At 59.6% G+C, this 25,114-nt stretch carries 17 protein-coding genes and 1 pseudogene; 11 read left to right on the forward strand and 7 right to left on the reverse strand.

The genetic code is table 11. The features are described from left to right. Window positions 1-178: 178 nt before the first annotated feature. Both CUR21_RS18650 and CUR21_RS13480 read right to left on the reverse strand, forming a co-directional pair. On the reverse strand, window positions 179-1,576 hold the full coding sequence (locus CUR21_RS18650; RefSeq protein ID WP_157792023.1) for a hypothetical protein: 1,398 nt from the start codon (window positions 1,574-1,576) through the stop codon (window positions 179-181). Further along, window positions 1,567-5,919: an NACHT domain-containing protein gene (locus tag CUR21_RS13480; RefSeq protein WP_100197588.1), complete on the reverse strand. Its 4,353-nt coding sequence runs from the start codon at window positions 5,917-5,919 to the stop codon at window positions 1,567-1,569. The genes CUR21_RS18650 and CUR21_RS13480 overlap by 10 nt, the downstream gene beginning before the upstream one ends. A 401-nt stretch (window positions 5,920-6,320) precedes the next feature. Between CUR21_RS13480 and CUR21_RS13485 the strand changes: the two genes are divergently transcribed. Continuing rightward, entirely contained in the window at window positions 6,321-7,214 is an 894-nt protein-coding gene (locus CUR21_RS13485; RefSeq protein ID WP_255413789.1) for a helix-turn-helix transcriptional regulator, read from the forward strand. 526 nt (window positions 7,215-7,740) lie between these two features. Here CUR21_RS13485 and CUR21_RS13490 read toward each other — a convergent pair. From CUR21_RS13490 to CUR21_RS13510, 5 genes are all read right to left on the reverse strand, one after another. Continuing rightward, on the reverse strand, window positions 7,741-8,865 hold the full coding sequence (locus tag CUR21_RS13490; RefSeq protein WP_100197590.1) for a fumarylacetoacetate hydrolase family protein: 1,125 nt from the start codon (window positions 8,863-8,865) through the stop codon (window positions 7,741-7,743). 38 nt (window positions 8,866-8,903) lie between these two features. Next, window positions 8,904-10,076, reverse strand: a complete 1,173-nt coding sequence (locus tag CUR21_RS13495) for an enolase C-terminal domain-like protein (protein ID WP_100197591.1) — start codon at window positions 10,074-10,076, stop codon at window positions 8,904-8,906. A gap of 18 nt (window positions 10,077-10,094) precedes the next feature. Next, complete coding sequence (locus CUR21_RS13500; RefSeq protein ID WP_100197592.1) at window positions 10,095-11,369, reverse strand: TRAP transporter large permease; 1,275 nt, start codon at window positions 11,367-11,369, stop codon at window positions 10,095-10,097. Beyond that, a complete protein-coding gene (locus CUR21_RS13505) occupies window positions 11,369-11,893 on the reverse strand; it encodes a TRAP transporter small permease (protein ID WP_100197593.1) in 525 nt (174 codons plus the stop codon). Before CUR21_RS13505 ends, CUR21_RS13500 begins: the two co-directional genes overlap by 1 nt. Window positions 11,894-11,989: 96 nt before the next feature. Next, window positions 11,990-13,018 (reverse strand): TRAP transporter substrate-binding protein, encoded by a 1,029-nt coding sequence (locus tag CUR21_RS13510; RefSeq protein ID WP_232622804.1) that lies wholly within the window; start codon window positions 13,016-13,018, stop codon window positions 11,990-11,992. Between the two features lie 142 nt (window positions 13,019-13,160). Between CUR21_RS13510 and CUR21_RS13515 the strand changes: the two genes are divergently transcribed. The 10 genes and pseudogenes from CUR21_RS13515 to CUR21_RS13560 all read left to right on the forward strand — a co-directional run bounded on the left by CUR21_RS13515 (window position 13,161) and on the right by CUR21_RS13560 (window position 25,107). After that, complete coding sequence (locus CUR21_RS13515) at window positions 13,161-13,940, forward strand: FadR/GntR family transcriptional regulator (protein ID WP_100197595.1); 780 nt, start codon at window positions 13,161-13,163, stop codon at window positions 13,938-13,940. 394 nt (window positions 13,941-14,334) lie between these two features. Continuing rightward, window positions 14,335-14,619: pseudogene (locus CUR21_RS18910) on the forward strand (IS481 family transposase); the annotation flags it as partial. A 927-nt stretch (window positions 14,620-15,546) separates the two neighbouring features. Further along, the gene (locus tag CUR21_RS13525) at window positions 15,547-16,731 is read left to right on the forward strand and encodes an ROK family protein (protein WP_100197596.1); all 1,185 of its coding nucleotides are present in this window, start codon (window positions 15,547-15,549) and stop codon (window positions 16,729-16,731) included. Between the two features lie 35 nt (window positions 16,732-16,766). After that, the gene (locus CUR21_RS13530; protein ID WP_100197597.1) at window positions 16,767-18,338 is read left to right on the forward strand and encodes an ABC transporter substrate-binding protein; all 1,572 of its coding nucleotides are present in this window, start codon (window positions 16,767-16,769) and stop codon (window positions 18,336-18,338) included. Window positions 18,339-18,413: 75 nt separating this feature from the next. Further along, window positions 18,414-19,355 carry an ABC transporter permease gene (locus tag CUR21_RS13535; protein WP_100197598.1) on the forward strand — a complete coding sequence of 314 codons (942 nt, stop codon included), beginning with the start codon at window positions 18,414-18,416 and terminating at the stop codon, window positions 19,353-19,355. Beyond that, complete coding sequence (locus CUR21_RS13540) at window positions 19,355-20,254, forward strand: ABC transporter permease (protein WP_100197599.1); 900 nt, start codon at window positions 19,355-19,357, stop codon at window positions 20,252-20,254. Before CUR21_RS13535 ends, CUR21_RS13540 begins: the two co-directional genes overlap by 1 nt. Window positions 20,255-20,257: 3 nt before the next feature. Next, window positions 20,258-21,250 carry an ABC transporter ATP-binding protein gene (locus CUR21_RS13545; protein ID WP_100197600.1) on the forward strand — a complete coding sequence of 331 codons (993 nt, stop codon included), beginning with the start codon at window positions 20,258-20,260 and terminating at the stop codon, window positions 21,248-21,250. Continuing rightward, complete coding sequence (locus tag CUR21_RS13550; protein WP_100197601.1) at window positions 21,247-22,248, forward strand: ABC transporter ATP-binding protein; 1,002 nt, start codon at window positions 21,247-21,249, stop codon at window positions 22,246-22,248. The genes CUR21_RS13545 and CUR21_RS13550 overlap by 4 nt, the downstream gene beginning before the upstream one ends. Next, complete coding sequence (locus CUR21_RS13555; RefSeq protein WP_100197602.1) at window positions 22,238-23,716, forward strand: carboxylesterase/lipase family protein; 1,479 nt, start codon at window positions 22,238-22,240, stop codon at window positions 23,714-23,716. Before CUR21_RS13550 ends, CUR21_RS13555 begins: the two co-directional genes overlap by 11 nt. Then, entirely contained in the window at window positions 23,716-25,107 is a 1,392-nt protein-coding gene (locus CUR21_RS13560) for a malonyl-CoA decarboxylase (RefSeq protein ID WP_100197603.1), read from the forward strand. Before CUR21_RS13555 ends, CUR21_RS13560 begins: the two co-directional genes overlap by 1 nt. The last annotated feature ends 7 nt before the right edge of the window (window positions 25,108-25,114 follow it).

The following is a 25,114-nucleotide window of genomic DNA, read 5'->3' on the forward strand; positions in this document are numbered from 1 at the left end:
CAATTACCCCCTTTGCGACTAACTTGAGCGTCTGCTTCGGAGGAGTGAAGTTTCCGCTAATTCTTGTGTTTGAGCGGTTGATATGGGCCGAACACGTCGGCACCTCCCCAAAGGGCGGAAAGCGGAAGTTCACTGAAGTACGTGCAAATGACCGGTTAAGGGCAAATTTCTATATGGATTAAACCTCGATCCAGAATCCTTCTTCCCGATCTTGAAATTCTGTGTAGCGGTATTGCCGTGTGCCTGATTTCACGCTGCACCATACAGCGGTTTTAAGAGAGTTACGTTCGCAAAACGCCTCCACGCAATCGCGCTTCACAGTGGTCTTGTAGCCAACTAGACTATGGGCTCCACGAGGGCACGCGGGTTCCCAATCACTATACCAGTGCTCCCAGAAGGCGATAGGCGATCCACCAGCCTGCATTTCGATTCCGCTTTCAAGGCAGGCAATCTCCGATCGTGGCTGATTGGCGTGAGGCGAAGGTAGGTGTACATGCGGAACGAGGTCCACTAAGGCGCGCCCAACATCAAGCGTTATAGCATTGCCGCAAAGCCTTCTTGGCTTCAGCTTAAAACCGATATCTGGACTGGAATAGAAGCCGCCTTCGTAGCGAGCTGGATTAGCCAGATAAGACCATCGACAATCATCAGGCTTGTCTGGACTTGCTAAGGCAGCGGTGCTGCCCGTTACAACGTCAAATTCGAACACCGCATAGCCGGTTTCGCCCACCTCGACGGCGCGTAGAGCCGCGAGCATTTGACCCGGAGCGGCGCTTGAAGAAGCCGTGGCCCAAATGGCTGATGCAACCGACTTGGGGTCACGCTCGCCGAGCAGAATACCATCGGACCATCCGGGCCGGTCTACTGGCGCAACCCCGGCGAGGCCGCGATTCAAGGTTAGGGCCGCACGCGAATGTTGCTCCGCTATCGAGTGAGGCAGCCCCCATTCGGAAGCGGCAAAGGAGAGCGTCCGCAGATATGCCGAAACGTAGCTCTCACGATCAGCGAAGTCGAACTGCCCGGTTATCTCACGGTTGCCCTGGAAGAAGTAGGAAGGGTTGCCCTGGCTCCGAAATTCCCCTGCTTGTAACCACTCCCACTCATGTTGCCATCGTTTACAGAAGGGCAGTCCCGATTGTTCCTCCAGATGGGAAAAGTGGGAATGAAACATCTGCGGCACGCCATTGAAGGCCGAAAACGAACGGCGCACCGCCTCCGGCAACTCCGCTCTCTTTGGGGGAGCGTAAGCGTATCTGTATCGAGAAAGCCTATTGGCTTGGGCAAAGTTTGCCTTCATGAGCCAGTCAGATAGGTGTGACGCGGCATTCACAGAATTCCGCACCTCATTAAACGCAAAATAGGCACCCAAGTTGAAAGCCTCGATGATATTGAGGCCAAGGGTCACTTCGCTTTCAAGCTTCTTCTGGCTGATCCACACCAGCAAGCGCTCGGCGGCATTGCGATCACCACCCTTGATAAGCTCTGCTAGAGCTCTGGCAGCTTCCAGCCTAACGCGCGGCACAGGCCATAGAAGCCGAGTGAGCAAGATATCAATTGTATGCACCGCTAAGCCCATGAAGGTTTGTCCAGTGGCTGCTGCGCAATCTCCGCCATGAAAGTGTCGACCAGCGCTTTGGTATGGGCTTTGGCGAGTTCAAGTTCGCCAACCTGGATGAGGAAATAGATAAGCCGCGTGAAGCCGATTACCAATCCGTTTCTACTTTCTCGAAGGTTGAGCGCGGGTTTGCTGGTCTCGCGGACGAAGTCTTTCCAACGCGCCCTGTGGTCGCGAGCGACAAGCTCGAGCCGAGCTTCCGCCTCGTCCTTGCTTGTGAGATACCTTTGCCAGCCATAGCGTGCGATGTGGGCCCGCACCAACCACTTGAATGCTTCGCTGCGACCGTGAAGCTTCGCCGCAATTTCAGCCGCGGTATCAAGGCCGCTTTCGACCTCTAAATGAAGTAGTGGTTCGGACAGCCCAGACTCCAAATCGGTCAGCGCCGCCACACCCCGTCCCTTAGCATCCCAATAATTAAGCCATTCAGTGACGGTCGATCTAGAAATATCGAAAAGACTTAGACGTCTACGCTGAGAAATCAGCTCCGAAAGCTTTCCCGGAGGAAAATCGCCGGGTTTAGGAGCTTCCGCACTTTCCTTTTCCGAATTCTGATGGCTCTCGGTGGCGTATCGATCTGCCTTGCGAGCGTGTTTGACGTTTGGCCCTATTTTACGGCGGAGAGTCGTCGCTATGTCCAACGCTAGGTTAGATTTCTCTACGGCGATCCGTTCGTTAGGCATGATGAAGGTGGAAAAAAGTGCAGCGCCTTCTACGCTCTGGGCCAAAGGGAGAGAGGGAAGCTCCTTGTACAAATCTTCGGCATAACGCCAGTCCTCAGCCCTGATTAGATCGTTCAGCATGGGCGCGATACGTTCAGGAAAATGCCTTGCTACAGCAGTGTAATATTCGCTGCGGATGTGGTTTGTTCCGTCGCCGTCGGTGTAGTCGGTGATGCGGTGAAACGCGCCAGCTAGAGCCAAGAGGGTTTGCTTGGCTTCCTGATCCCCTGCTTCGATCATCATTTCCAACGCTGTAAGAACATCGTCGGCGAAGGCATCCTTCCGCCAGCCATACCCAAACAAACAATCGACAGCTTGTCTCAGAGCCTGAGCTGCGAGCTGAGGTTTGTTGTGGTCGTACGCGGTAAGAGCCAGCTTGCCGAACAAGGAAGCTCGCTCGTTGAACTCGGTCACGGTTCGAGCAAGTTCGTCCATGTAAGTCGCAATGAACGTCTCTGCGCTAGCCGGATCATGCAATGATATCCGGCGTGTTGTAAGCTTTTCCAGCCAAAGTTCATTGAGCCAGAAGGCTGATGTACGCGCCTCAGAAAAAGCTGCATTGTCGATTTGATACGCCGCATCAAGCCCTCGACCTATGAGGCAAAGATCAAAGGCAGCGTCGATAAGCGCAAGGCGCACGGCAATGAAACGGCTTTGAGCGTCATACCCACGCTCGTAGCAAGGTTGCCCATCGTACCAACTTAATACGTCACCGAGAGATGGCCAACGCTTCGTGTTGGCCCAGTGTGCAGCAATGCGTTGCGCGAGTTTTTCAAACGCACGTACTGCACCCGCGAGCCAGCTCTCCGATGCATGATCCGGGATATTTACCCAGCTTTTTGTTGGCTTTCCCGCAAGAGCAGCCGCAAGTGCAGACATGAAATTATTGTAGACGATCCCTCGAATATCCGTCTGGTGGCGATCTGCCGGGCCGTCAGCGCCTGCGAAAAGCGTGGACAGATTTTTGCCTGAGTTACTGCCTTTGACTGTGTCACCCTTGGCGACGCCCAAACAGCGAATGGCTGGATGCTTTTCAGCTTTCAATGGAGTTTGACTGGCGGGCGACAGGCCTTCGAGACACAGGCAGGCAAATAGTTCGCGGTCGAACTCGACACCCGTGAAGCTCTTGCCCGCTTGGAAGACGGAAGCCACCTTCCCCATAAGGCGCGCACTTTGAGCAAAAGCGGCAGCGATTGGATCCGGCTGGGCAGACCGCCGTGCGAAGCGAAGCACGTGGGCGACCGCGCTCGTTTTGCTTGCAGCAACGACTGAGACTACAGCCCGAGCAAGTTCGCCTTGCTGGTCATTGCTGATATACTCGTGCTGACGGTTCTGGGTGATGCGTCCGTTAAGTTCCTCAACAGCTAGGCCGACAAGCGCATCTCGCTGACTTTTGTTGGTCATCTGCACGAGCGCCGGGATCAGCGAAGGAGGCAAGTTACTTAGGTCAGCACGAAGGACGGCCGGGACAAAAATGTCGCCACTTAAAGCGGCCGCAACATACCAAACCCGGGCCAGTTCATCGTGCTGCAGTTCATCAGCATTTATCGCACGAATCTTCAAAAGTCGGTGACGCGCGGCGCTTGCCAAATCGAATACTTCGAAAGCGGCCTGTTCGGCATGATTCAATACATTGATCAAGCGGTTGATTGGATATCCCGCAGTGACGAAGGACAACGCCCAGTCACGGGAAGGTCCCTCGATTAGGTTCTGTGCGTTTCCGCGTGTTGCCTGAGTGATCCATAGCCACGCCTCTCGCCAGTAGGGAGGCGCTTCTGTTTCTAGCCATGACAAAGTCGGTGCGCTGTTGGCCATGAAAGTTGAATGGTGACTGGGATCATCTCGAAGAAAGGCGAACAAGCTACCGTGAAATGGGCGCACTTCCATCTCTCGAAAGTCGAGGAGATGACAGATCTCCGCCAGTCCCAAGATGCTCTGATCGTCCACGCCGAAGCAGTTGTTGAGAGCAAACGGCGGCGGACTGAAGTCGAGACCAGCTAGGACGTGCAAAATTGCCTTCCCGCGTGGAGAAAGCTGCAACATAAACCCTGCGTAATAATCCCGGATGTCTCCACTGGGGCAGGCCGGCTGCGCGCGAACCAGGTCTGGCGTCACTTCATTGCCAACACGGGCAACGGCCTCGAATGAGTAAATCAGATGCAGAGGCAGGCCATTGGATATGCAGAAGAAAGCATCAGAAACCGCTGCAAGCGCCTTCGCGTTCGATTGGTGAGGCCATCGGAAGAGATTCAGCCTTCCTGCGCGGTGTTGTGTTGCAATCCAGCCGTCAACAGCAGCGCGGTTCATGAGAGGAAGCTCGACCCATCCTTCCATAGGCGCTTTTTCCAGCATCCTTGTTGGAAGGTCCTTTTCCGCAATCTTCTGGGTCCCAACTACCAGATGGGTGCCCGGTACGACGGGGATAAGCGCGTTAAAGAGTTCTGCGGCGTGCTCACGATCACGGCCTTCTCGCCAGACGTGATCGAGTCCGTCGATGATCACGATAAGGCGCCTTCCTTCCGCGACGACTTTCCGGGCCGCTTGTTCAATCGTTTCGCCCAAAGTACTATGCTGCCGCACTCTCAAGTCAGGCATCGCCTCTTGAAGTTGGGCTTCTAGCGACCGTGCAATGGCTTGGAAGTGGAACCTTCCCTCAGATCGGTCATCGAGGCTAAGGAAGTAGTGGTGCCGTATACACACAACCTTTTTAGCATCGAGTTTCGACTTAAAGTGGCTGAGAAAAGTACTTTTACCACGCCCCGGAGGGGCCCAAAGAACCGTGACGCCATCGTCATTGAGTACCCGCAAAAAGAAATCGTCAGAAAAGCTCTCGTCCGGCACGCAGTAGTCTTCTGGCACGGTGAAATCTTGGGGAAGGGGCCTGGCTCTTTCGGGGGAAAAAGCTTGCTGGAGATGGATATAACGGATGCGCCCGTCAGGGCCCGGCCAATTTTTTTGTGTCGCCCAAAGTTGGAGCTGTTTCTGGAACAATGCCCAGCCAGCACTGTCCGTGTCAGATGCTATACGCGCCCAGAGAGTAGCTTCAAGATCCTCAGGTATGGGCTGCGAGTGAATGAAATCAAAGTTTTTAAAGAACTTTTGAGCGTCTGCATTCGATCCAAGCTGTGCGATAATTCGCTTGCGAATTGTTAAAGGAATTTTCGAATAAACGACACGGTTGCCCTTCAAAGATTTATAGAACTCCGCATCCGGTTTTCGATCCGTCTTCAGACGGGCATTTGCCAGCAAGCCATCATCCAAAATCTTCAATACTGGTGCGGCCCAGTGCTGAAGTAGAGATCTTCCTGTGGGCTTCGCCACTAGCAGCCATTCCCAATCGAGGGCTGTCTTTGGGTTGTTCGGGTCAACAGCGAATTTGACTTGTGTAACTTCGAAGCGCCCATCAGCCAAGCACGCAACCACGTCATCCACGGCCCGGAATGACTGGTCGGATGCTTCTACCTGCACCCATGAATATTTTTTGGGGTTACGATAGAAGTCAAGCAGTGTCTCTGCGGCAACCAAGTCTTGGTATGCGAAGCCAACTCTTGTGATTGCGGTTGGTTTGTAGTTGTGACCCATGCTTCATGCTCTCTGAACTGGGTCTTGTTTCAACGCCCAGTATGCTCGACTAATTGTATAGATATCACCCGCATTCCAAGACGATAGACTTTTCTATTGCATGCGCCCCGGGCTCAAGACCAGTCATTTGCTGCGACTTCCACGAATGACCGGTATGGGCCGAGGCTGTGTGAAAACTCAGATCTTAGGAATCTGACAAGACTATTTTCCTCTGCATGCGCCAGGTGGCGCATCGCGGCAGAACAGAATCTCATAGCAGTGTGTGTGGAAGAACATCGTTCTGCAGCCGACAATGCTCGAGCGAGTTTTCACACAGCCTCGGCCGCAAGCAGCCTTTCATTCGCGTCTAAATGTCAATATTCCTTTGTAAAGTTGACCCTGCAATAGCAAGCAATTCTTACATGCCTTCAATCCCCCTGATTGCACAAATTCGGCGTTCCCGAGGAATGACGCAGGGTGATCTTGCCGAAGAAATCGGTATCAGCATTCCTACCGTAAGGGCCTTGGAGCGGGGTCAAGGCAATCTTCAGACAATGCGCCGCTGCATGCGCGTGCTGGGCTTGGATTGGGGGTGGGCGCAGCAGGATCAGGATCCGGCTGCACTGCTTGCGGCAATACGTCGGACGAGAGGACTTAGTCAGGCATTCTTGGCCGAGAGGGCAGGGTGCTCACGCCCGAGCATCATTGCCCTTGAAAAGGACCTCTCGGGCAGCGTCTCCATTCTGTCGGCGGTTTTGACAGTTCTTGGTGTTCGTGAATTGCTTCGCAAACAAGTTGATGTGCGGGTGAGAGGTCTTGTGCCGGCAAAAAATGCGCCGGCGCGGGATTTGGTCATGACACCAGCGCCGCAGGCCGGCGCCATCATTACGCACTTTTCGGAACAGCTTTATGGCAGCATCTTGGATCCCGCGCGTGGCCAAGGAGCGTTCTTTGATCAGTTCCCAGCAAACCTGAGCCATCACTGGTGCGAGCTGGCGGAGGGGCTTGATTTTCTTGAGTGGAAGCGGCCGGTTGACTGGATTATCACCAATCCGCCTTGGTCGCGCCTGAGAGAGTTCACCCGTCACGCGATGACCGTCGCCGATAACATTGTTTGGCTTGCGCCGATTGTGAACATGACAACGAAGGCAAGGCTTCGTGATCTTGACCAGTTTGGCTTCGGGATTGCCGAACTGCTGCTGATCGACACACCGAAGTCATGGCCGCAAAGCGGGTTCCAGTTGGCGGCAGTGCATTTGCGGAAGGGGCATCCCAGCGCTTGGCAGGTTTCGCGGTTGGGGGCCGTGACCGAATAGCCAGCGACCAATGTCACGGAGCTTGTCATACGATCTAAAGCTGATCTTGAGCCAGTCACATACCGCCGAGATGGGTTTGTTCGGCTGCAACATTACTCTAATGTTGAGAGCCAGTTTATGCTCACAAATGAGTGCACTTACGACGCGTTGATGGCGGTTCTAAAGCGATCGATCAAGCTCTTCATCACCAATACCTAATTCCGGGTCTTCGAACTGGGGGCACGTAAAACGAAGAATGGTTACCTGTGGGTTCTGGCCCGTGATGACCGACCATGGACTGATCCATGCGCCAAGGGTGATGTTAGACAAGGGCGACTGCGACGTTGGGGCGCTCCAAACCTAGCGGGTGGTCAAAACTGTGTCCTGACTGCCAAACTTGCATAAGCACTATCCTTTGGCTGGATGGTCGCTTTCCCTAGGCCCTGCCGATCATTCGCGGCAGAGAAGCAGGTGCGTTTGCTTATGATTGTTCGTCTTCCGGGCTATTGAAGCTCAGACACGATTTGACAATGCAACGATGTTGATTTCACAACAAACCGCGTTTCGCCAAGTTGGTCATCAAGGCGCGAGTGCCAAAGGTCCACTCTGCACAGAGGGTGGACAGCGTGACGGTGTTGCGCAGCACCCCAAGGCTTGGCGCAGAGATGGTCACCACATCCCCCAGATGATGGGTGAACCCTGCCCCGGCTTCGCCCCGGTCCTTGGTGGGGGCGAACAGTGTGCCCAAGAACAACATCAGCCCATCCGGATATTGATGGTGCCGCCCGATCGTCTGCGCCACCAGATCCTCGGGGTCGCGGCTGATCTGCGACATCGAGGAATGGCCTTCCAGAACGAAACCATCCGTGCCTTCCACGCGCAAGGACAACTCAGCCTTGCGCACGTCATCAAGCGAAAAGTCCGTGTCGAACAGACGGATGAATGGCCCGATCGCGCAAGACCCGTTGTTGTCCTTGGCCTTTGACAGCAACAAGGCCGAACGGCCCTCGACATCGCGCAGATTCACATCGTTGCCAAGCGTCGCGCCGACGATCTGCCCGCGAGAGGACACGGCCAGCACGATTTCGGGTTCCGGATTGTTCCATTTGGAGATCGGGTGCAGCCCGATTTCGGCGCCGTGGCCCACGGAAGACAACACCTGCGCCTTGGAAAACACCTCGGCATCGGGGCCGATGCCGACTTCAAGATACTGGCTCCACAGCCCTTCCGCGATCAGCGCGGTTTTCACGGCCATTGCTTCGGGTGATCCGGGCACGATGTTGCGCAGGCTGTCGCCGATGGCCGCGCCCACGCGGGCGCGGATCGTCTCGGCGCGGGCCGGATCGCCGCTGGCGCGCTCTTCGATCACCCGCTCGACCATCGAGCCAGCAAAGGTGACACCGCAGGCCTTGACCGCTTGCAGGTCACAAGGCGCAAGCAAATGGAGGCGCGATGCATCCCCCACAGGTGCAGCCAGAAGGTCCTCCAGCGTGCCAAGATCGCGACCTTCGGCCGTTCTTACATAGCCCGACGGATCGTCCATTTCGCAGATGTCGCGCACCAAGGGTGCCGCGCGCGTGGTGATGTCTATTACGCGCCCCTCCCTCACGGTGACAACCGAAGGGCCGGCGGCATCTGGACTCCAGACCCGCCCGAGCAATGTTCCGTCCATGTCCTCTTTCCCCTTGGTGAGACGTGTCGCTTTCGAGCTTACCAATGCGCGATGGTGCCGTCAGGTAGGATGGCATCCAGTGCAGGCACAATTTCCGGCGCGAAAGGATGTCGCGCGGCGGCGTCTTCGTTGATCTCGATGCCAAAACCGACTGCCTGTGGAACCTCCCAACAGCCATCGACCAGACGCATCGGGTGGTCAAAAATCTCGTCGAACCACGGCACCAGGCCAACCGCTTCTTCCTGAATCAGAAAGTTAGGGGTGGCGACATCGAAATGCAGTGCGACGGCACCCGCCACAGGGCCCATCGGATTGTGGGGAGCGATGCCCATTTGACCCGCTTCGGCAATGGCAGCGATTTTCCGGCCTCCGGTCAGCCCGCCACAATGGCTTAGATCTGGCTGAATATGTGCGACCGCTTGCAACTCGGCCAATTCGGCAAACTCGCGCGGGGTGAAGAGCCTTTCCCCTGTCGCCAGCGGACAGGCAACGCGGCGTGCCAAGCCTGCCATAGAGGCCGCGTTACCCGGTTGGATCGGTTCTTCTATAAAGAGTGGGCGGATTGGCGCGATGACATCGATATAGGCCTTTGCCACCTCAGGCGATGCGGGGCGGCCGTGAAAATCGGTCATGATGGCCACCTCTGCCCCAACCCGATCTCTCACGGCACTGGCAACCTTTTCCACATGCAAAAGCTCGGGCACAGTCGCCTCATAGGCGCAGTAGGGCACGAACCCCAGCTTGATCGCATTGTAGCCCATGGCGAGCGTCTCTTCGACAGCAGCACAAAAAGCACCGATGTCTTCGGTGCCGATCTGCGCCCCGATCTTGGCGCGGCGCAAATGTGTGTAAACGCGCACCTTGTCGCGCACTTGCCCCCCCAGCAATTGCCAGACGGGCACGCCCAAATCCTTGGCCTTGATGTCCCACAATGCCTGATCGATCGCCGAGACAGCTGTCAGGCCAATCGAGCCGAGCGGCCAGAAGCTGAATTTGGTCATTCTTGCAAAGATATGCTCAATCCGACGCGGATCTTGTCCGATGACAAACTGTTCCAGATCTTCGATTGCGCCCAGAACGGCGCGGGTCTTCCATTCCAGTGTCGCCTCCCCCCAACCGTAAAGGCCGGGCTGGTCAGTTTCAACCTTCACAAAGATCCAGTTTCTGTGGATCGCGTTCACGACAATGGTGCGGATGCCGGTAATCTTCATCTGGTCTTCTCGTTTCACTCAGTTCAACAGCTTTGGAAGAAAGCTTGAGATTTCAGGAACAAGGCACAGCAGCGCAATCGCGGCGAGTTGTGCCAAAAGGAAAGGGGCGAGAGCTTGGATCAGGGGCAGCATGCCGATTCCGCCAACGCGCATCACGACGAAGAGAACCACCCCCACTGGAGGAGTCAGCAGCCCCATCGCCAGCGTCAGCATGATGACCATGCAGGCTTGCAGCGGGTCGATGCCCAGCCCGTTGACGACAGGCATGATTAGCGGCGCGAAGATCAGAATGGCGGCGCCGATATCAAGAAAGGTGCCCAGAACCAGCATCAAGGCCGCCACAGCAAACAGAAACAGCACCGGGCTATCGGCGAAAACGCTCGTCATCGTGGAGACCAATGACGAAATGCCCAAGATGTTCAGCGCGTAGGACAGAATTGTAGCCGCAGCCACCAGCAGGTAGATGCTGGCGGACGTGCGCGCGGCGCGCAAAAATGCAATCCACAATCCACGCAAGGTCATCACACGAAAGACGATCATCGACAAAAAGATCGCATAGGCCACGGCAATGCCGCCGCCTTCGGTTGCCGTGTAGATCCCGGCCAGCATACCGCCGATGATGATGGCCGGAAGCGTCAGAACCGCCACCGTTTCAAAGATCATCCGCCATACGCCATCCTTTTTGAACGAAGCCCGGCGCGGCTTTGGCAAGCGGCCCCGCAGCGCATCGATAGCGACAACCGCTGCGCAGGCCCCCGCCACCAATAGGCCCGGCAGGATGCCCGCAAGGAATAGATCGATGACCGAGAGCCCCGTGACGGCTGCCATGAGGATTGCAAGGCCCGAGGGGGGGATGATCGGACCGATGATCGACGAGGCGGCGGTCACAGCCGCAGAATATTCACGCGTGTAGCCTTCTTTGGGCATTTCATCGATAAATACGCGCCCCAGTGCGGCGGCATCGGCGACCGCAGAGCCCGAGATGCCCGCGAACATCACGGATGTCCCGATATTGGCAAAGGCGGTGCCGCCCCGCAGCCAGCTGGTCAAGGTTGAGCCGATGGTGATGAGCCGCGTCGTTATTCCGCCAGCACTCATGATCTCGGCGGCAAGGATATAAAATGGCACTGCCAGAAAGACAAAACTGTCGACGCCTGTGAACAACCGTGTGGCGGTGACGCTCAGTGGCAGACCCGACATCCAGACGCCAAGCATTCCAGCGAGACCAAGCGCAAAGGCGACGGGCACGCCAACCAGCAAAAGGCCAATTCCAAGGATTGCGACCGCAAACATCAGATGCGCCCTCCGTCTGATGGTTCTGTCACGGCAGGGACAGTCCGGCCGTCATTTTGTTCAAAGCCTGAAAACCAGCTAAGGGCGATCTGCACCAACATCAGGGCAGATCCGACTGGAAGAGCGGCATAGGGCCAGATCATCGATATGCCCGATGCGGGCGCGGTCTGTGCTGCATTGCGCAAGGCCAGTGGGTAACTGTAGACGAGAATGACCACACAGAAGATTCCAGCCACTGAATACAGGGCTGATTTGACGTATCGCGACAGGTGCGGCGCGACCATGGCTTCCAACGCTTCAATGCCCATATGCTCGGCGCGGAAGATGCAGGCCACACTCCCCAGCATCATCAGCCAGATCATGGAGAAACGCATCACTTCCTCGGTCCAATTGAAACCGATGTTGAACATGTATCTCCCGCCGACCTGTGTCAGATTCAGAAGGGTGACCACGATCATCAGAAGACACGCGGCAATCTCGGTGGTTCGCGCGATGCCTCGCGCGGCTCGTGTGGCGGTAAACACTTCTGCTTGCTCCCTAAGCTGCCGTCTTGATCAAGATCGGCAAAAGCCACCGACGGCCCGGCGCACGTCTTTTGCCCGGACCGTCGTTCTGAAAGGTCAGTTCCCGTAAAGGTCGGCCTTTGCCGCATCGACCGCAGCGATCAGATCATCAACAACTTGATCGCCCACGCTTTCACGGATGAAGGCCATCACCGGCGGCTGCGCGATTTCCTTGAAGGCTGCCTTTTCCTCGGGAGTCGAGACATGAATGGTCATGCCCATCTCTTCGACAAGCCGACGGCTGTATTTCCAGTCGCCTTCCGTCTTGAGCAGGTTTTCGGTGCTTGCCATCATCTCGGCGCCGTCCTTGATGATCTGCTGCTGACTTGGGGACAGCGAGGTGAACCAATCGTTGTTGGCGATGATCACATGCAGGCCAAAGGTGTGTTCGTTGAGTGTGAAGTACTCTTGCACCTCACCATGTCCGCCATTGAAGACAACTGCCGGCGGGTTCTCTTGGCCATCCACCACACCTTGCCGCAGCGCCATCACCACCTCTGACCCGGCAATCGGCACCGCCGTCGCCCCGAGCGCGTTCACCATTGTCATGTAGACAGGGCTTTCCATCGTGCGGATCTTCAACCCGGCCATGTCTTGCGGGGTTACGAGTGGGCGCACATTGTTTGTGAAAGACCGAAAGCCATTCTGCGAAAACGCCAGCGCGCGAATGCCGGTGGTAGCCAGAATGTCGTCCTTCATCCGCTTGGCAAAATCGCTCTGCATGACGTTCCAGGCGATGGGAGCCGATTCAAAGATGTAAGGTATCGACCACACCTGCATCGGTGCGTAAAATCCGGCCATGGCCCCGTCGGCGGGAAAGGTCATTTCCAAGCTGCCTTGCTGGACCATTTCGATCATCTCGCGCTCGCTGCCCAGTTGGTTGCCCGGGAACAAGCGCACGGTCATTTCGCCGTTGCTCTTGAACTCGACATATTCCTTGAACCGGGAAAGCGCCTGATATTCCGGGCTGTCGCCTTCGGGCATGCCAATCCCGAACTTGATTTCTGTGCTTTGCGCATGGGCTGCCCCAAAGGCAAAAGTCGCGGCCAGCATCATGGCCGCACAAACTGTGCGTTTCGTTATCATCAGATCCTCCTCCTCCGTTGATCTGGGTCCGCAGGCGCAAAGTCTTGGGGCATGCCGCCAGGCGTTGCCAGAGTAGGCCAAATGGCTCTACATATAATCTAGACTGCACATTTCTAGATCACATGTAAAGAGGGGCGCGCGCGTGAACATCGATACTTCGACGCAAGACCTGCCGCAGAAACCCAACCTGGAGTTCCGTATCCCGACAGAATTCGGAACAGCGCTTCCCACTGGCGCAGCCAAGCAGGCCGTTGAGGTGTTGGGCCGGAGGATTGCGAATGATATCTATGCTCAGGAAATGGTGATGCCGACCGAGGAAGAGCTGGCGCAATCCTTGGGTGTCAGCCGTGCGACTGTCCGCGATGCCGTTAAAGTGCTGTCAGGCAAGGGGCTGGTTCGGACCGCTCGGCGCTATGGAACACGCGTGCGTCCTATCGAGGAATGGAACCTGCTCGATGGCGATGTGGTTTCTTGGCACGAATCGACACATCCGCGGATCAAACGGATCTTTGCGGAGACCACTGAGTTACGCGCTATTCTAGAGCCCGCGGCGGCCGCTCTTGCTGCCCGGCGTGGCACGGCCGCGCAAGCGCAGAAGCTTTTGGCGGCGGCAAACGCCATACATCCCGGTCAAGTCGATCTGGAGCGTCTTTTCATTGCGGACTGCCAATTTCACGTCACCTTACTGGACATGACGCACAACAGCGTCATGAGGCAAATGCGGCAGATCATTTTGACGATGCTGCGCGTGTCTTATGAGTTCGGGGTTGCCAATCCAGAGAATGATCAGGTCAGCCGGGATGGCCATCTTGCCGTTGCCGAGGCAATCTGCGCCCGCGATCCTGACGCCGCACATAAAGCCATGTCGGCCATGTTGGATCTCAACCGCTCGCTTGCGGGTGAGCATTGGAGCGAAGGCTGAAATTCCGCCCTTATGGCCGACACCATTGCTATCGCAGTGTTTGCTTTGCAATTTCCTGGGACAGAAATCGGCCTTCATGCGGCCCTTGATCTATGGAATCGCGCGTTGGCTGGCATTTCTTGCGCTAAGTTGGATCTTTCTCGATCAGTGTATCACCGTCGCTGGTGCACAGCGCGATCAGGGCCTCGCTTCACTTGGACAACCGCCAGCGTCCGTAAAGAGCGCCCGATACTAGGCCTACAGGCGGGCCGATGGCGCAATTACGACCTCTTGGATCAGAGAGGATGATTGGCACCATAGTGCGCGCTGCATCCGATTTACCGTTCTGCATGCTTAGGTATTTGATCCCACGGTTTGATGGTGCGATCTTTTCTCAGCAATGGAAGGAAGCAGTATGGGACAAGTTCGTCACGGGAGCGCTACGACCACTCATGCCGTCAGAGCAGCAACACAGCGATCGCAAGCTTCGCTCGCGCAGCTGAGCCGGGCGCTAGGCATCAACCCCAAGACGGTAGCTTAGTGACGCAAGCGGGCGACGGTCGAGGACCTCAAGACCGGGCCGACGGAACCGCGATCGACGGTTCTCACCGAGCCAGAAGAGGCGGCAGTCGTCGCCCTCCGAAGGCACACGCTGCTGCCGCTGGATGATTGCCTTTATGCCCTGCAGCCCTCGTTCCCTCAGCGAATACATCTGCAAAATCTGGACATCAGGGCCGGATCGATTGATCCTCTACCCGATCCACCAGATGCTGGGACTGAACATCTCGCTGCATTGCAGTATCTCAAGCTCCCTAGCTTGCGAACGAGTCTCTAGGCGTGATGATTGCTTCTGATACTGCGAAACAGTTCGCAGATCGCGCCCCCGCAACCAAAAATACCAGCCTAACTCTGACACCAGCCCCGACCAACCGTCGGGGCTTTGTCATGTCCGGAGCACGGGGCGACAGGGTCTCGGTAAGACCCCCAACAAGTTCAATGTGATGAAAACCGGATGCCGCCCAGTCCGGCGCCATCCGAACCTTGGGGATCAAGTCCCGCAGCAACTCCGTCGCCTACGGCTGCAGGGCGGGCTGGTTCTAAGACTCGGACAAGGTTGAGGTCTTCCCCCGGTAAAGGTCCGACAGCGCGGGGGCCGGCGCAGGGCGGGGCTCGCGATGGCGACTGCGGGAGAGTTTGTCAGAGGCTCCGGGGGGGAGATACGGGGCGATGGACGGAAGCAATGGGGGGGGCGGGGGCAAGGCGCAGGGCGGTGCAGGGCGCCTGAGGCTTGGCGTGATGGTGAGCGCGGTTGTGGCGCGGCTCAGTGGGGGCCAGAGCCTTTGGCGCGCTGTTGGTTGCAGGTGGGTTGGCGATCTGTGGGGGGCTGCGCTGGGGGGAGATGCGATCCGATGCCGGGCGGTGGTGGGGTGTTTGTGCAGGCGCAAGGGGGCGTTTTGCGAGGGCGCGGGCGGGCTGGTGCGTGCCATGGGCCGCGTCTGCCGGAACAGGTTTTGGTTTCCCGATGTCAGATCGGCGCTTCTTTGGGGGGGCGTGAGATGTGTCGGGCCGGGCGGGGGCGTTGACTTGGAGTCATAATTACATATAGTAAGAATCAGGGAGAGACGACATGCGCAAGCCACGAAGCCGTAGCGATACGCGAACCGCCGTTCTGGGGCACATCTGGTGCCAAAGCGGGTCGTTTCGCACGCATATCTCAAGAAATGTCGGCCTGACCGAGGCCAGCGTCTCGCGGATCATTGCCGAGTTGAAGGCGGAGGGCGTGATCGAGGAATCGCGCCGCATCGCGCCGTATCAAGGTGGCCCAAGCGCTTTTCTTACATTGAGTAAGTCTATCTATGTCGCGGCGCTTGAGGTGTCGAACAGCCGGATTCATGTGGCGGTGGGGTCGCTGGGCGGCGACATCGTGTTTTCGGAACATCACAGCCTGCCCGATGGTGCCGATGCGGGGGCGGTGGAGGCCACGATCGGGGTTGCCATCACGGATCTGGCGCGCTGGGTGCAGCGCCGCGACGTGGTGATTGATCAGGCGGCGGTGTCCATCCCGGGGTTTCACAGCGGCCAGACGGTGAACCCGATCATCGCGCTTGATGCCGCGCGCCTGTTGCAGCGGCTGACACAGGCCTTGCCCGGCGTGCCTGTGACGGTTGCCAATTCGATGGTGACGCGGGCGGTGGCGTATCGCTTGCATGAAGCGAACAAGATCCGCACCGATCCTTATCTGTTTGTCTATACCGGCCACGGGGTCGGCGCGGCCTTTGTGGAGGATTTCGCCGACGGCGGTTCGGTCGAGGCCTGTGAGCTGGGCCATATGGTTGTGGAGCCGAAAGGCAACCTGTGCCGCTGTGGCCATCGGGGATGCCTTGAAACGCTGTTGTCCAGTGCGGCCTTGGCCGACGTGCTGGGCGTGGCGGAGGCGGATCTGATCGCGCGGGGCGATCAGTGGATCCATGAGTTCCGCATCAGTGCAAAGGCCAAGCGCGACATCGGGGAGCGGCTGTTCCGTCTGGGGTTGGCCATCGGCAACGCGCTGAATGTGAGCCGCAGCAATCGGGTCGTGGTGACCGGCTGGACGGGTGCCTTGCCCGAGGAAGACCGCGCGCTTTTGCTGGATGCCATCGGCCAAGCGCTTTTGGGAGGCGCGGCGCATATCGAGCTGACCTTGGCACCGGCCAACTTTGGGCGCGAACCGGCGACCGGCCTGGCCTTGGCTTCACACAGTTTCGTCCGGCGGGGAGGAGCGCGCGCAACAGCACCTGACGAAGTTCTGACCACTGAGGACGCGCGAGAGTAGAGGCCGCCACGCGGGGCGGCAAAAGGGAGGAAAGCATGAAATGGAAATCCCGGGTCTTTGGACCCGTCCTTGCGGCTGGGCTGGTGTTCAGCCTGAGCCCGGCGCTGGCCGAAACGGTTTTGCGGGTCAAGCCTTCGGGGGATGTGAAGGTTCTGGACCCGACGATTGCGGCGGATTCGATCGCCCGCAATTTCGGCTACATGATCTATGACACCTTGTTTGCGGTGGATGAGTCTTTGACGGTGCAGCCCCAGATGGTGGAGAGCTGGAGCACATCGGAGGATGGCAAGCTTTGGACCTTTACGCTGCGCGAAGGTTTGGCGTTCAGCGATGGGGCGCCTGTGACCTCGGCCGATGTGATCGCCTCGCTGGAACGCTGGGCCAAGGCGGATGCGATGGGGCAGGCGCTGAGCGCGCGCGGGGCCGTCTGGACGCAGGTCGATGACCGGACCTTCACGCTGGGGTTGGATCGGCCATGGGGGCTGGTGCTTGAAGCCTTGGGCAAGCCCGGCGCGCCGGTGCCGTTTATCCTGCCCGCGCGGGTGATTGCGGCGGCTGCCGCGGATCAGCCGGTCACCGATCAGACCGGGTCGGGGCCTTTCGTCTTTGTCAAGGAGGCGTGGATTCCGGGGTCGAAGCTGGTTTTTACCAAGAACCCGAATTACGTGCCGCGGGCTGAGCCTGCCTCTGGCCTTGCCGGTGGCAAGGTCGCAAAGGTTGACCGTGTGGAATGGCTGATCCTGCCCGACCAGCAAACGGCGCTGGATGCGCTTAAGCAAGGCGAGTTGGACATTGCCGAAGACATTCCGACAGATCTGATCCCCTTGGCCCAGATGTCGCCCGATGTGGTCATTTCGAACCAAGACGAGATCGGCGTGGCGCAGCAGATGCGTCTGAACTCTTTGGTTCCGCCGTTTGACAATCCCAAGGTGCGGCAGGCGGCTTTGCTTGCGACCAATCCGCAGGATTATCTGGATGCGATGGCCAGCGGTGACGACAGTTTGGCCAAGATCTGCCGGTCTTTCTATGTGTGCTCGTCGCCGGTTTACACCGAAGCTGGCTTCCCGGCGCCCGATCTGGAGCAGGCCAAGGCCCTGCTGCAAGAGGCAGGCTATGATGGCACTCCGGTTGTCATTCTGAATGCGGCCGAGAATGCGCAGATCAACCCGGCCAGTCTTGTGGCGGAACAGCAGCTGGAAGCGGTAGGGTTTACCGTGGATGTGCAGGCGATGGACTGGGCGACCGTGGTGACCCGCCGCACCAGCAAGGAGCCTGTCAGCAACGGCGGCTGGTCGATCTTTATCTCGGGTCCCGGCGGGCTCGACTTCATGGTGCCCAACAGCCACCTTGGCTTGCGGTCAAATTGCGAGGGCGCGTGGTTCGGTTGGCCCTGCGATGCCACGATCGAGACGCTGCGCGAAGCCTATGGCGAGGCCCCGGATCTGACGGCGCGCCAGCAGATCGCCGAGGAGGTTCAGGCCAAGGCCTTGGAGACCGTCCCCTATGTGCCGTTGATCGTGCAATATCAGATCCGGGCGGCCCGCTCGGACCTGCAAGGCATCCTTGCCACCCCGGCTCCGGTTTACTGGAACATCGGCCGAGAGTGATCTGGACAGGGCCGCAGGCCGTTTGCCGCCTGTGGCCCCTTCCTTGCGACCATCGCCCAAAAGGAAATCCGACCGATGCTGACGTTTGTCTTGCGGCGGCTCTTGACCACGATTCCGGTCATGATCTTTGTCGCGCTCTTTGTTTTCAGCCTGCTGTATCTTGCGCCCGGAGATCCGGCGGCGCTGATCGCGGGGGATCAGGCCACGCCCGAGCAGATTGAGGCGATGCGCAGATCGCTTGGGCTGGATCAGCCGTTTCTGGTGCGTTTCTGGAACTGGAGCTGGCAGGTGGTGCAGGGCGATCTGGGCACGTCCATCTTTTCGAACCTGCCTGTGACCACCTTGATCGCACAGCGGCTGGAGCCGACCCTGTCGCTGATGCTGCTGACGGTGGCGCTGTCGGTGCTGATCGCGGTGCCGATGGGGGTTCTGGCCGGGGCGCGGCAAGGCGGCTGGATCGACCGGGCGGTGATGGCGATGGCGGTGATGGGGTTTTCGGTCCCGGTGTTCGTGATCGGCTACCTGCTGGCCTATGTGTTTTCGGTGCGGCTCAACCTGCTGCCCGTGCAAGGATACACCCCCTTGGCCGAAGGCTTCCGCCCGTTTCTGGCCAATCTGATCTTGCCGGCGGTGGCGCTGTCGGGCGTTTACATTGCCTTGATCGCGCGGATCACCCGCACCGCGATGATCGACGTGCTGTCGCAGGATTACATCCGCACCGCCCGTGCCAAGGGGCTGGGGACGATGCAGGTGCTGTTTCTGCATGCGTTGAAGAATGCGGCGGTGCCGATCGTCACCGTGATTGGTGTTGGCATCGCGTTGCTGATCGGCGGCGCGGTGGTGACAGAGACGGTCTTTGCCATCCCGGGCATCGGGCGACTGGTGGTCGATGCCATCTTGCGGCGCGATTATCCGGTGATTCAGGGCGTCATTTTGATGTTCAGCCTGACCTATGTGCTGATCAACCTGCTGATCGATCTCAGCTACACCATTCTTGATCCGAGGGTGCGCTACTGATGGCCGCTTCATCGCTTCCGCCGCAGGTTTCTGCCGCGCCAGATCTTTTTCCCCCTGTCAAACGCCGCCATCCTTGGGTTGCCCTTGCGCGGCGCCATCCGTCGATCGTGATTGGAGGCGGTCTGCTTTTGGTCATCGTGGTGATGGCCGTGGCGGCGCAATGGCTTGGCACCGTTGACCCCAATGCCATCGCCCCGGCCAAGCGCAACCGTGCGCCTTCGGCCGAGTTCTGGTTTGGCACCGATGCGCTGGGGCGTGATCTTTATTCGCGCGTGCTTTATGGGGCGCAGGTTTCGTTGATGGTGGGCGTTGCCGTGGCGGTTTGCGCCACGATCTTGGGGCTGGCCACGGGTTTGGTGGCCGGAGCGGTGCGCGCGCTGGACGCCCCGATCATGCGGATCATGGATGGGCTGATGTCGATTCCGCCGATCCTTTTGGCTGTGGCGCTGATGGCGCTGATGCGGGGATCGGTTTTGAATGTGATCTTGGCCATTTCCATCGCCGAGTTTCCCCGGATGAGCAGGCTGGTGCGCGGGCTTGTGCTGTCGATCCGCGAACAGCCTTATGTCGATGGGGCCATCGTGGCGGGCACGGCCCTGCCCATGGTGATCTGGCGTCATATCCTGCCCAACACGCTGGGCCCGGTGATCGTGCAATCCACCTATATCTGCTCGGCCGCGATGATCACCGAGGCGGCGCTGTCCTTTATCGGTGCGGGGACGCCGCCATCGGTGCCAAGCTGGGGCACCGTGATGTCGGAAGGGCGCGCCCTGTGGCAGATCAAGCCGCATATGATTTTCTTTCCGGCGGTCTTTCTGTCGCTGACGGTGCTGGCGGTGAACATTCTGGGGGACGGGCTGCGTGACGCCTTTGACCCGCGCGCGGGCAAGAGGGGGTAAATCATGGCCTTGCTGGACGTTGAAAACCTGCGGACGCATTTTCGCGCGCCGGACGGCACCGCGATCCGCGCGGTGGAGGATGTGAGCTTTTCCGTGGAGGAAGGCGAGACCTTGGCGATTGTCGGTGAAAGCGGATCGGGGAAATCCGTGACTTCGCTTTCGATCATGCGGTTGCTGCCTGCAGAGGTGGCGCGGAACGCCGGCGCGATCCGGTTTCGGGGCACCGATCTGTTGGGGCTTCCCGAACAGGCGATGCGCGCGATCCGGGGCAATGAGATCGGGATGATCTTTCAGGAACCGATGACCTCGTTGAATCCGGTGCTGACGGTCGGTCGCCAGATTGCCGAGACGCTGACGCTGCACCAGCGGCTGAGCCGTCAGGAGGCACGGGCCAAGGCCATAGAGATGTTGCGCTTTGTGGACATTCCGGCGCCGGAGCGGCGGGTGGATGAATACCCCCACCAGCTTTCAGGGGGTATGCGGCAACGGGTGATGATCGCGATGGCGCTTGCCTGCTCGCCCCGTCTTTTGATCGCGGATGAGCCGACCACGGCGCTGGATGTGACGATTCAGGCGCAGGTGCTTGATCTGATGGCCGATCTGCAAAAGCGCACGGGGACCGCGATCATCCTGATCACGCATGATCTGGGCGTGGTGGCCGAGGTCGCGGACCGCGTGATCGTGATGTATGCGGGCCGCACCGTGGAAGAGGCCACCACCGAGGCGCTGTTTGCCCGGCCCTTGCATCCTTACACACGGGGCCTGCTGGCCACGGTGCCGCGTCTTGGGTCTTCGCTGGACCCTGCGGCGCCGGAGCGGCTGGTGGAAATCGCCGGTCAGGTGCCAAGCCTGCGCAGCGCCATCATGGGCTGCGCCTTTGCGGGCCGCTGCCCGCTGGTGCAAGAGCGGTGCCGATCAGAGCGCCCGCAGTTGCGCCCGATCACGCAGGGGCACGCGGTTTCTTGCCATCTTGTTCCTGACGGAGATCACCCATGAGCGCGCTTTTGGACTTGCGGGGGCTGACCAAGCATTTCCCGCTGAGCCCGGATCTGTTCGGCCGTCCGAAGGCAACGGTGCATGCGCTGGATGATGTGAGCCTGAGCCTTGCGCGCGGGGAAACCTTGTCGATCGTGGGCGAAAGCGGCTGCGGGAAATCCACGCTTGGCAAGGCCATCGTGCAGCTTCAGGTGCCGACCGCCGGGGATATTCTGCTGGAGGGTGCGCGGGTGAACGGGCAACGCGGCGCGGCGCTGAAAGCGTTTCGCAAGCGGGTGCAGATGGTGTTTCAGGACCCCTATTCCAGCCTGAACCCGCGTCTGACCGTGTTCGACAGTCTGGCCGAGCCCTTGCGCAATTTTGGCATCGCCCATGCGCGGGCAGAGTTGGAGCGTCAGATCGGGGATCTGTTGCAGCAGGTGGGCTTGCCGCGCGATGCGGCGCACCGCTATCCGCATGAGTTTTCGGGCGGCCAGCGTCAGCGCATCGCCATCGCGCGGGCCTTGGCGCCAAGGCCTGATCTGATTGTCTGCGACGAAGCGGTTTCGGCGCTGGACGTGTCTGTCAAGGCGCAGGTCGTGAACCTTTTGGGCGATATTCAGAAGGCCACGGGGCTGAGCCTTGTGTTCATCAGCCATGATCTTGCGATTGTCGAACATCTGACCCATCGGGTTGCGGTGATGTATCTGGGCCGCGTGGTGGAGCTGGCGGAGCGTCGTGCGTTGTTTGGGGACGCGCGCCACCCCTATACGCGCGCGCTGATTTCGGCGGTGCCTGTGCCGGACCCGAAGGTCCGCAAGACCCGCACGATGCTCAAGGGCGATGTGCCAAGCCCGCTGCGGCCGCCTTCGGGCTGCCGCTTTCACACGCGCTGCCCTTTTGCCACGGAGACGTGCCGCGCCGTGACCCCTGCACTGCGGCCTGTGGCCGAGGGGCACAAGGTTGCTTGCCATTTCGACATTTCACCTGACGGCACGCAGGTCCGCGATGCAGCCTGAGGCCGATCCGCTTGCCTTTGTCCAAACCGAAGAGGGCACGCTTGCCGGGCGGCTGAGGGGGGGTGTCCGGTCATTTCTGGGGATTCCCTATGCGGCGCCGCCTGTCGGTTTGCTGCGGTTTCGCCCGCCCGAGCCACCTGCCGCATGGTCGGGCCTGCGGCGCGCGACGGGTTTTGCGGCGGCGGCACCGCAACCGGCGGACGCTGGCTTCTTTCCCGGCGATCCCGATGCCATGCCCGTGTGCCCACAGAGCGAGGATTGTCTTTATCTGAATGTCTGGGCGCCCGAGGCCGAAGGCCCGCATCCGGTGCTTGTGTGGTTCCATGGCGGGTCTCAGATCATCGGCGGCACTGCGCGGCCAGTCTATGATGGCGCGGCTTTTGCGAAAGCGGGCATCGTTTGTGTGACGGTTGGCTTTCGGCTGGGCGCGCTGGGCTATCTGGCCTTGGGCGACCAGCTTGGGTCTGACTATGCTCAGAGCGGGCATTCAGCCCTTCTGGACCAGATGATGGCGCTGCGCTGGGTGCAGCGCAATGTGGCGGCCTTTGGGGGCGATCCCGCCCGGGTGACGCTGGGCGGCGAATCCGCCGGGGCCAAGAATATTGCGGCCCTTATGGCCGCGCCCACGGCCAAAGGATTGTTCCGGGCCGCGATCCTGCAATCCGGCGGGGGGGACAGTGTTCACACCCCAGAGGAGGCAGAGCGGGTGGCCCACCGCTTTCTTGCGCTGGCCGGTGTGTCTGCCGCGCGCGAGTTGCTGCACCTGCCTGTGGCGGCGCTGCTGGCCGTGCAGGCGCGGCTGTTGGCGGAGGGAGGGCGGCGCTTTCCCTTTCGCCCGGTCATCGGCACGCCGGTGCTGCCGCTGCACCCCGTGGCGGGCATCCGGCAGGACTTGGGGGGGCGGCACGCGCTTTTGATCGGCACCACGCGCGACGAATATGCGCCGCATCTGGCCATCGCCGCCGAAGCCGCAGGTTGGCCTGCCGAAACCTTGGCGCATTTCACCCCTGCGAGACTGGCCGCCATCGCGGAAAAGGCGGCGCAACTGTGGCCCGAGCTGCCACGGGCTGCGCTGCGCGCGCGTCTTCTTGCGGCGGAAGGTTATCATGTTCCTTCGGCCCGACTGGCGGAGGCGCATGCGGCCAAAGGCGCGGCAACATGGGTGTATCGCTTTGATCTGCCGTTGCCGCAGGGGCCTTTGGCCGGGCGGGTGCTGCACACCGCCGATCTTTCCCCGACTTGGGCGCAGCGCAGCCGCTATGACAGCCTGCCCGGGCGACCGGCAGATGGGATGCATCGGCTGGTGAGCGCATTCGTGCAAAGCGGGCAGGTCGACTGGCCCGCCTATACCCCAACAGGGCGGCTGACGGCCTTGATCGGCCATCGTGTCGCCTTGGCATCCGATCCGGGTGGCGCTTTGCACCGGTTGTTCGGCGATCCCGATCTGGCCGCAGCGGTGGGGCTGTGATGGTCCGGCTGTCTGACACAGCGCGGTTGCAGGGGGCACGCGGCGCGGGCGCGGGATTTCTGGGGGATCTGTTTGAAACCCTGACAACACGTGGTCGGCGCTTGCTGGGCTGGCCTGAAGGGGCCGACCGCGAAGGGTTGGAGACGCCCGACCTGTCGGATCTGGGGCAACAGCTGCTGTCCCGCCGGGGCGAGGCATCGGGTGTGGTCCTTGCCCGTGCGCTTTTGGCGGCCTATGCGGACGCCGACCCGGAGGCGCGGCTTGCCTTTCTCAGGGCGCTGGCCCGCACCTTTGGCCCCGATCCACAGGCGGTGGCGGTGGCGCTGGCCCGCATCGCGCAAGACCCGGAGTCACGCGAGGCGCTGGCGGCTTTGCATGCTGCCGCCGAACCCCGCCGGCAGGAGTTGTTTCGCCGTCTGAACCTGGCCCCCGGTGGCACTGCCGCCTTGGTGCGCATGCGTGAAGATGTTTTGCAGCACATGCGCGGCCATCCCGATCTGCGGTCGGTCGACCATGATTTCGCGCATCTGTTCGCCTCTTGGTTCAACCGGGGTTTTCTGACCCTGCGCCACATCGATTGGAACACGCCTGCCAGCATTCTTGAAAAGATCATCCGCTATGAGGCGGTGCATGCGATCCAGAACTGGGACGATCTGCGCAATCGGCTGCATCCGGTGGACCGGCGCTGCTATGGGTTTTTTCACCCGCAACTGGTGGATGAGCCGCTGATCTTTGTCGAGGTCGCGCTGACCAAAGACGTGCCTGCCTCCATCGGTGGGGTGCTTGATCTGTCGCGTCAGCCGATCCGCGCGGAAGAGGCCGATACGGCGGTTTTCTATTCGATCTCGAACACGCAGCGCGGCCTTGCCGGAGTGTCTTTTGGAAACTTCCTGATCAAGCAGGTGGTGGAAGAGTTGAAAGCGGATGTGCCGGGCATCAAGACCTTTGTCACGCTTTCCCCGGCGCCCGGTTTCGCGGCTTGGCTGGATGCCGAGCGCAAGGCCGCGACATCGGCCCATATCCGGCCCGAGCATCGCCAGATCTTTGCCGCGCTTGACGAGCCCGGCTGGCACGAAAGGCCCGCAACGGCCGAAGCCTTGCGCGGGCCGCTTCTGGCCTGTGCCGCCCGCTATTTCCTGCGGGCCCAAGGGGCGGCGCGGCAGGTGCTGGACCCGGTGGCCCGCTTTCATTTGGGCAATGGCGCACGGCTGGAGCGTTTGAATCACCTTGGCGACATCTCTGCCAAGGGGGTGAAGCAATCTTATGGGCTGATGGTCAATTATCTGTATGATCCGGACCAGATCGAAGCCAATCACGAGGGCTTTGCCGAGCGAAGCGATGTGGCCGCCTCGGAGGGTGTCCGCAGTCTTTTGGCGACCGGCACGCCCTGATTTCCCT

It is taken from the genome of Pseudorhodobacter sp. MZDSW-24AT, from assembly GCF_002794355.1.
Lineage (GTDB): Bacteria > Pseudomonadota > Alphaproteobacteria > Rhodobacterales > Rhodobacteraceae > Pseudotabrizicola.

What these genes read in the sequence shown, in the direction of transcription:
- CUR21_RS18650 (WP_157792023.1), bottom strand. Translation starts at nt 1,576, where the DNA reads ATGGGCTTAGCGGTGCATACAATTGATATCTTGCTCACTCGGCTTCTA.
- CUR21_RS13480 (WP_100197588.1), bottom strand. Translation starts at nt 5,919, where the DNA reads ATGGGTCACAACTACAAACCAACCGCAATCACAAGAGTTGGCTTCGCA.
- CUR21_RS13485 (WP_255413789.1), top strand. Translation starts at nt 6,321, where the DNA reads ATGCCTTCAATCCCCCTGATTGCACAAATTCGGCGTTCCCGAGGAATG.
- CUR21_RS13490 (WP_100197590.1), bottom strand. Translation starts at nt 8,865, where the DNA reads ATGGACGGAACATTGCTCGGGCGGGTCTGGAGTCCAGATGCCGCCGGC.
- CUR21_RS13495 (WP_100197591.1), bottom strand. Translation starts at nt 10,076, where the DNA reads ATGAAGATTACCGGCATCCGCACCATTGTCGTGAACGCGATCCACAGA.
- CUR21_RS13500 (WP_100197592.1), bottom strand. Translation starts at nt 11,369, where the DNA reads ATGTTTGCGGTCGCAATCCTTGGAATTGGCCTTTTGCTGGTTGGCGTG.
- CUR21_RS13510 (WP_232622804.1), bottom strand. Translation starts at nt 13,018, where the DNA reads ATGATAACGAAACGCACAGTTTGTGCGGCCATGATGCTGGCCGCGACT.
- CUR21_RS13525 (WP_100197596.1), top strand. Translation starts at nt 15,547, where the DNA reads ATGCGCAAGCCACGAAGCCGTAGCGATACGCGAACCGCCGTTCTGGGG.
- CUR21_RS13530 (WP_100197597.1), top strand. Translation starts at nt 16,767, where the DNA reads ATGAAATGGAAATCCCGGGTCTTTGGACCCGTCCTTGCGGCTGGGCTG.
- CUR21_RS13535 (WP_100197598.1), top strand. Translation starts at nt 18,414, where the DNA reads ATGCTGACGTTTGTCTTGCGGCGGCTCTTGACCACGATTCCGGTCATG.
- CUR21_RS13540 (WP_100197599.1), top strand. Translation starts at nt 19,355, where the DNA reads ATGGCCGCTTCATCGCTTCCGCCGCAGGTTTCTGCCGCGCCAGATCTT.
- CUR21_RS13545 (WP_100197600.1), top strand. Translation starts at nt 20,258, where the DNA reads ATGGCCTTGCTGGACGTTGAAAACCTGCGGACGCATTTTCGCGCGCCG.
- CUR21_RS13550 (WP_100197601.1), top strand. Translation starts at nt 21,247, where the DNA reads ATGAGCGCGCTTTTGGACTTGCGGGGGCTGACCAAGCATTTCCCGCTG.
- CUR21_RS13555 (WP_100197602.1), top strand. Translation starts at nt 22,238, where the DNA reads ATGCAGCCTGAGGCCGATCCGCTTGCCTTTGTCCAAACCGAAGAGGGC.
- CUR21_RS13560 (WP_100197603.1), top strand. Translation starts at nt 23,716, where the DNA reads ATGGTCCGGCTGTCTGACACAGCGCGGTTGCAGGGGGCACGCGGCGCG.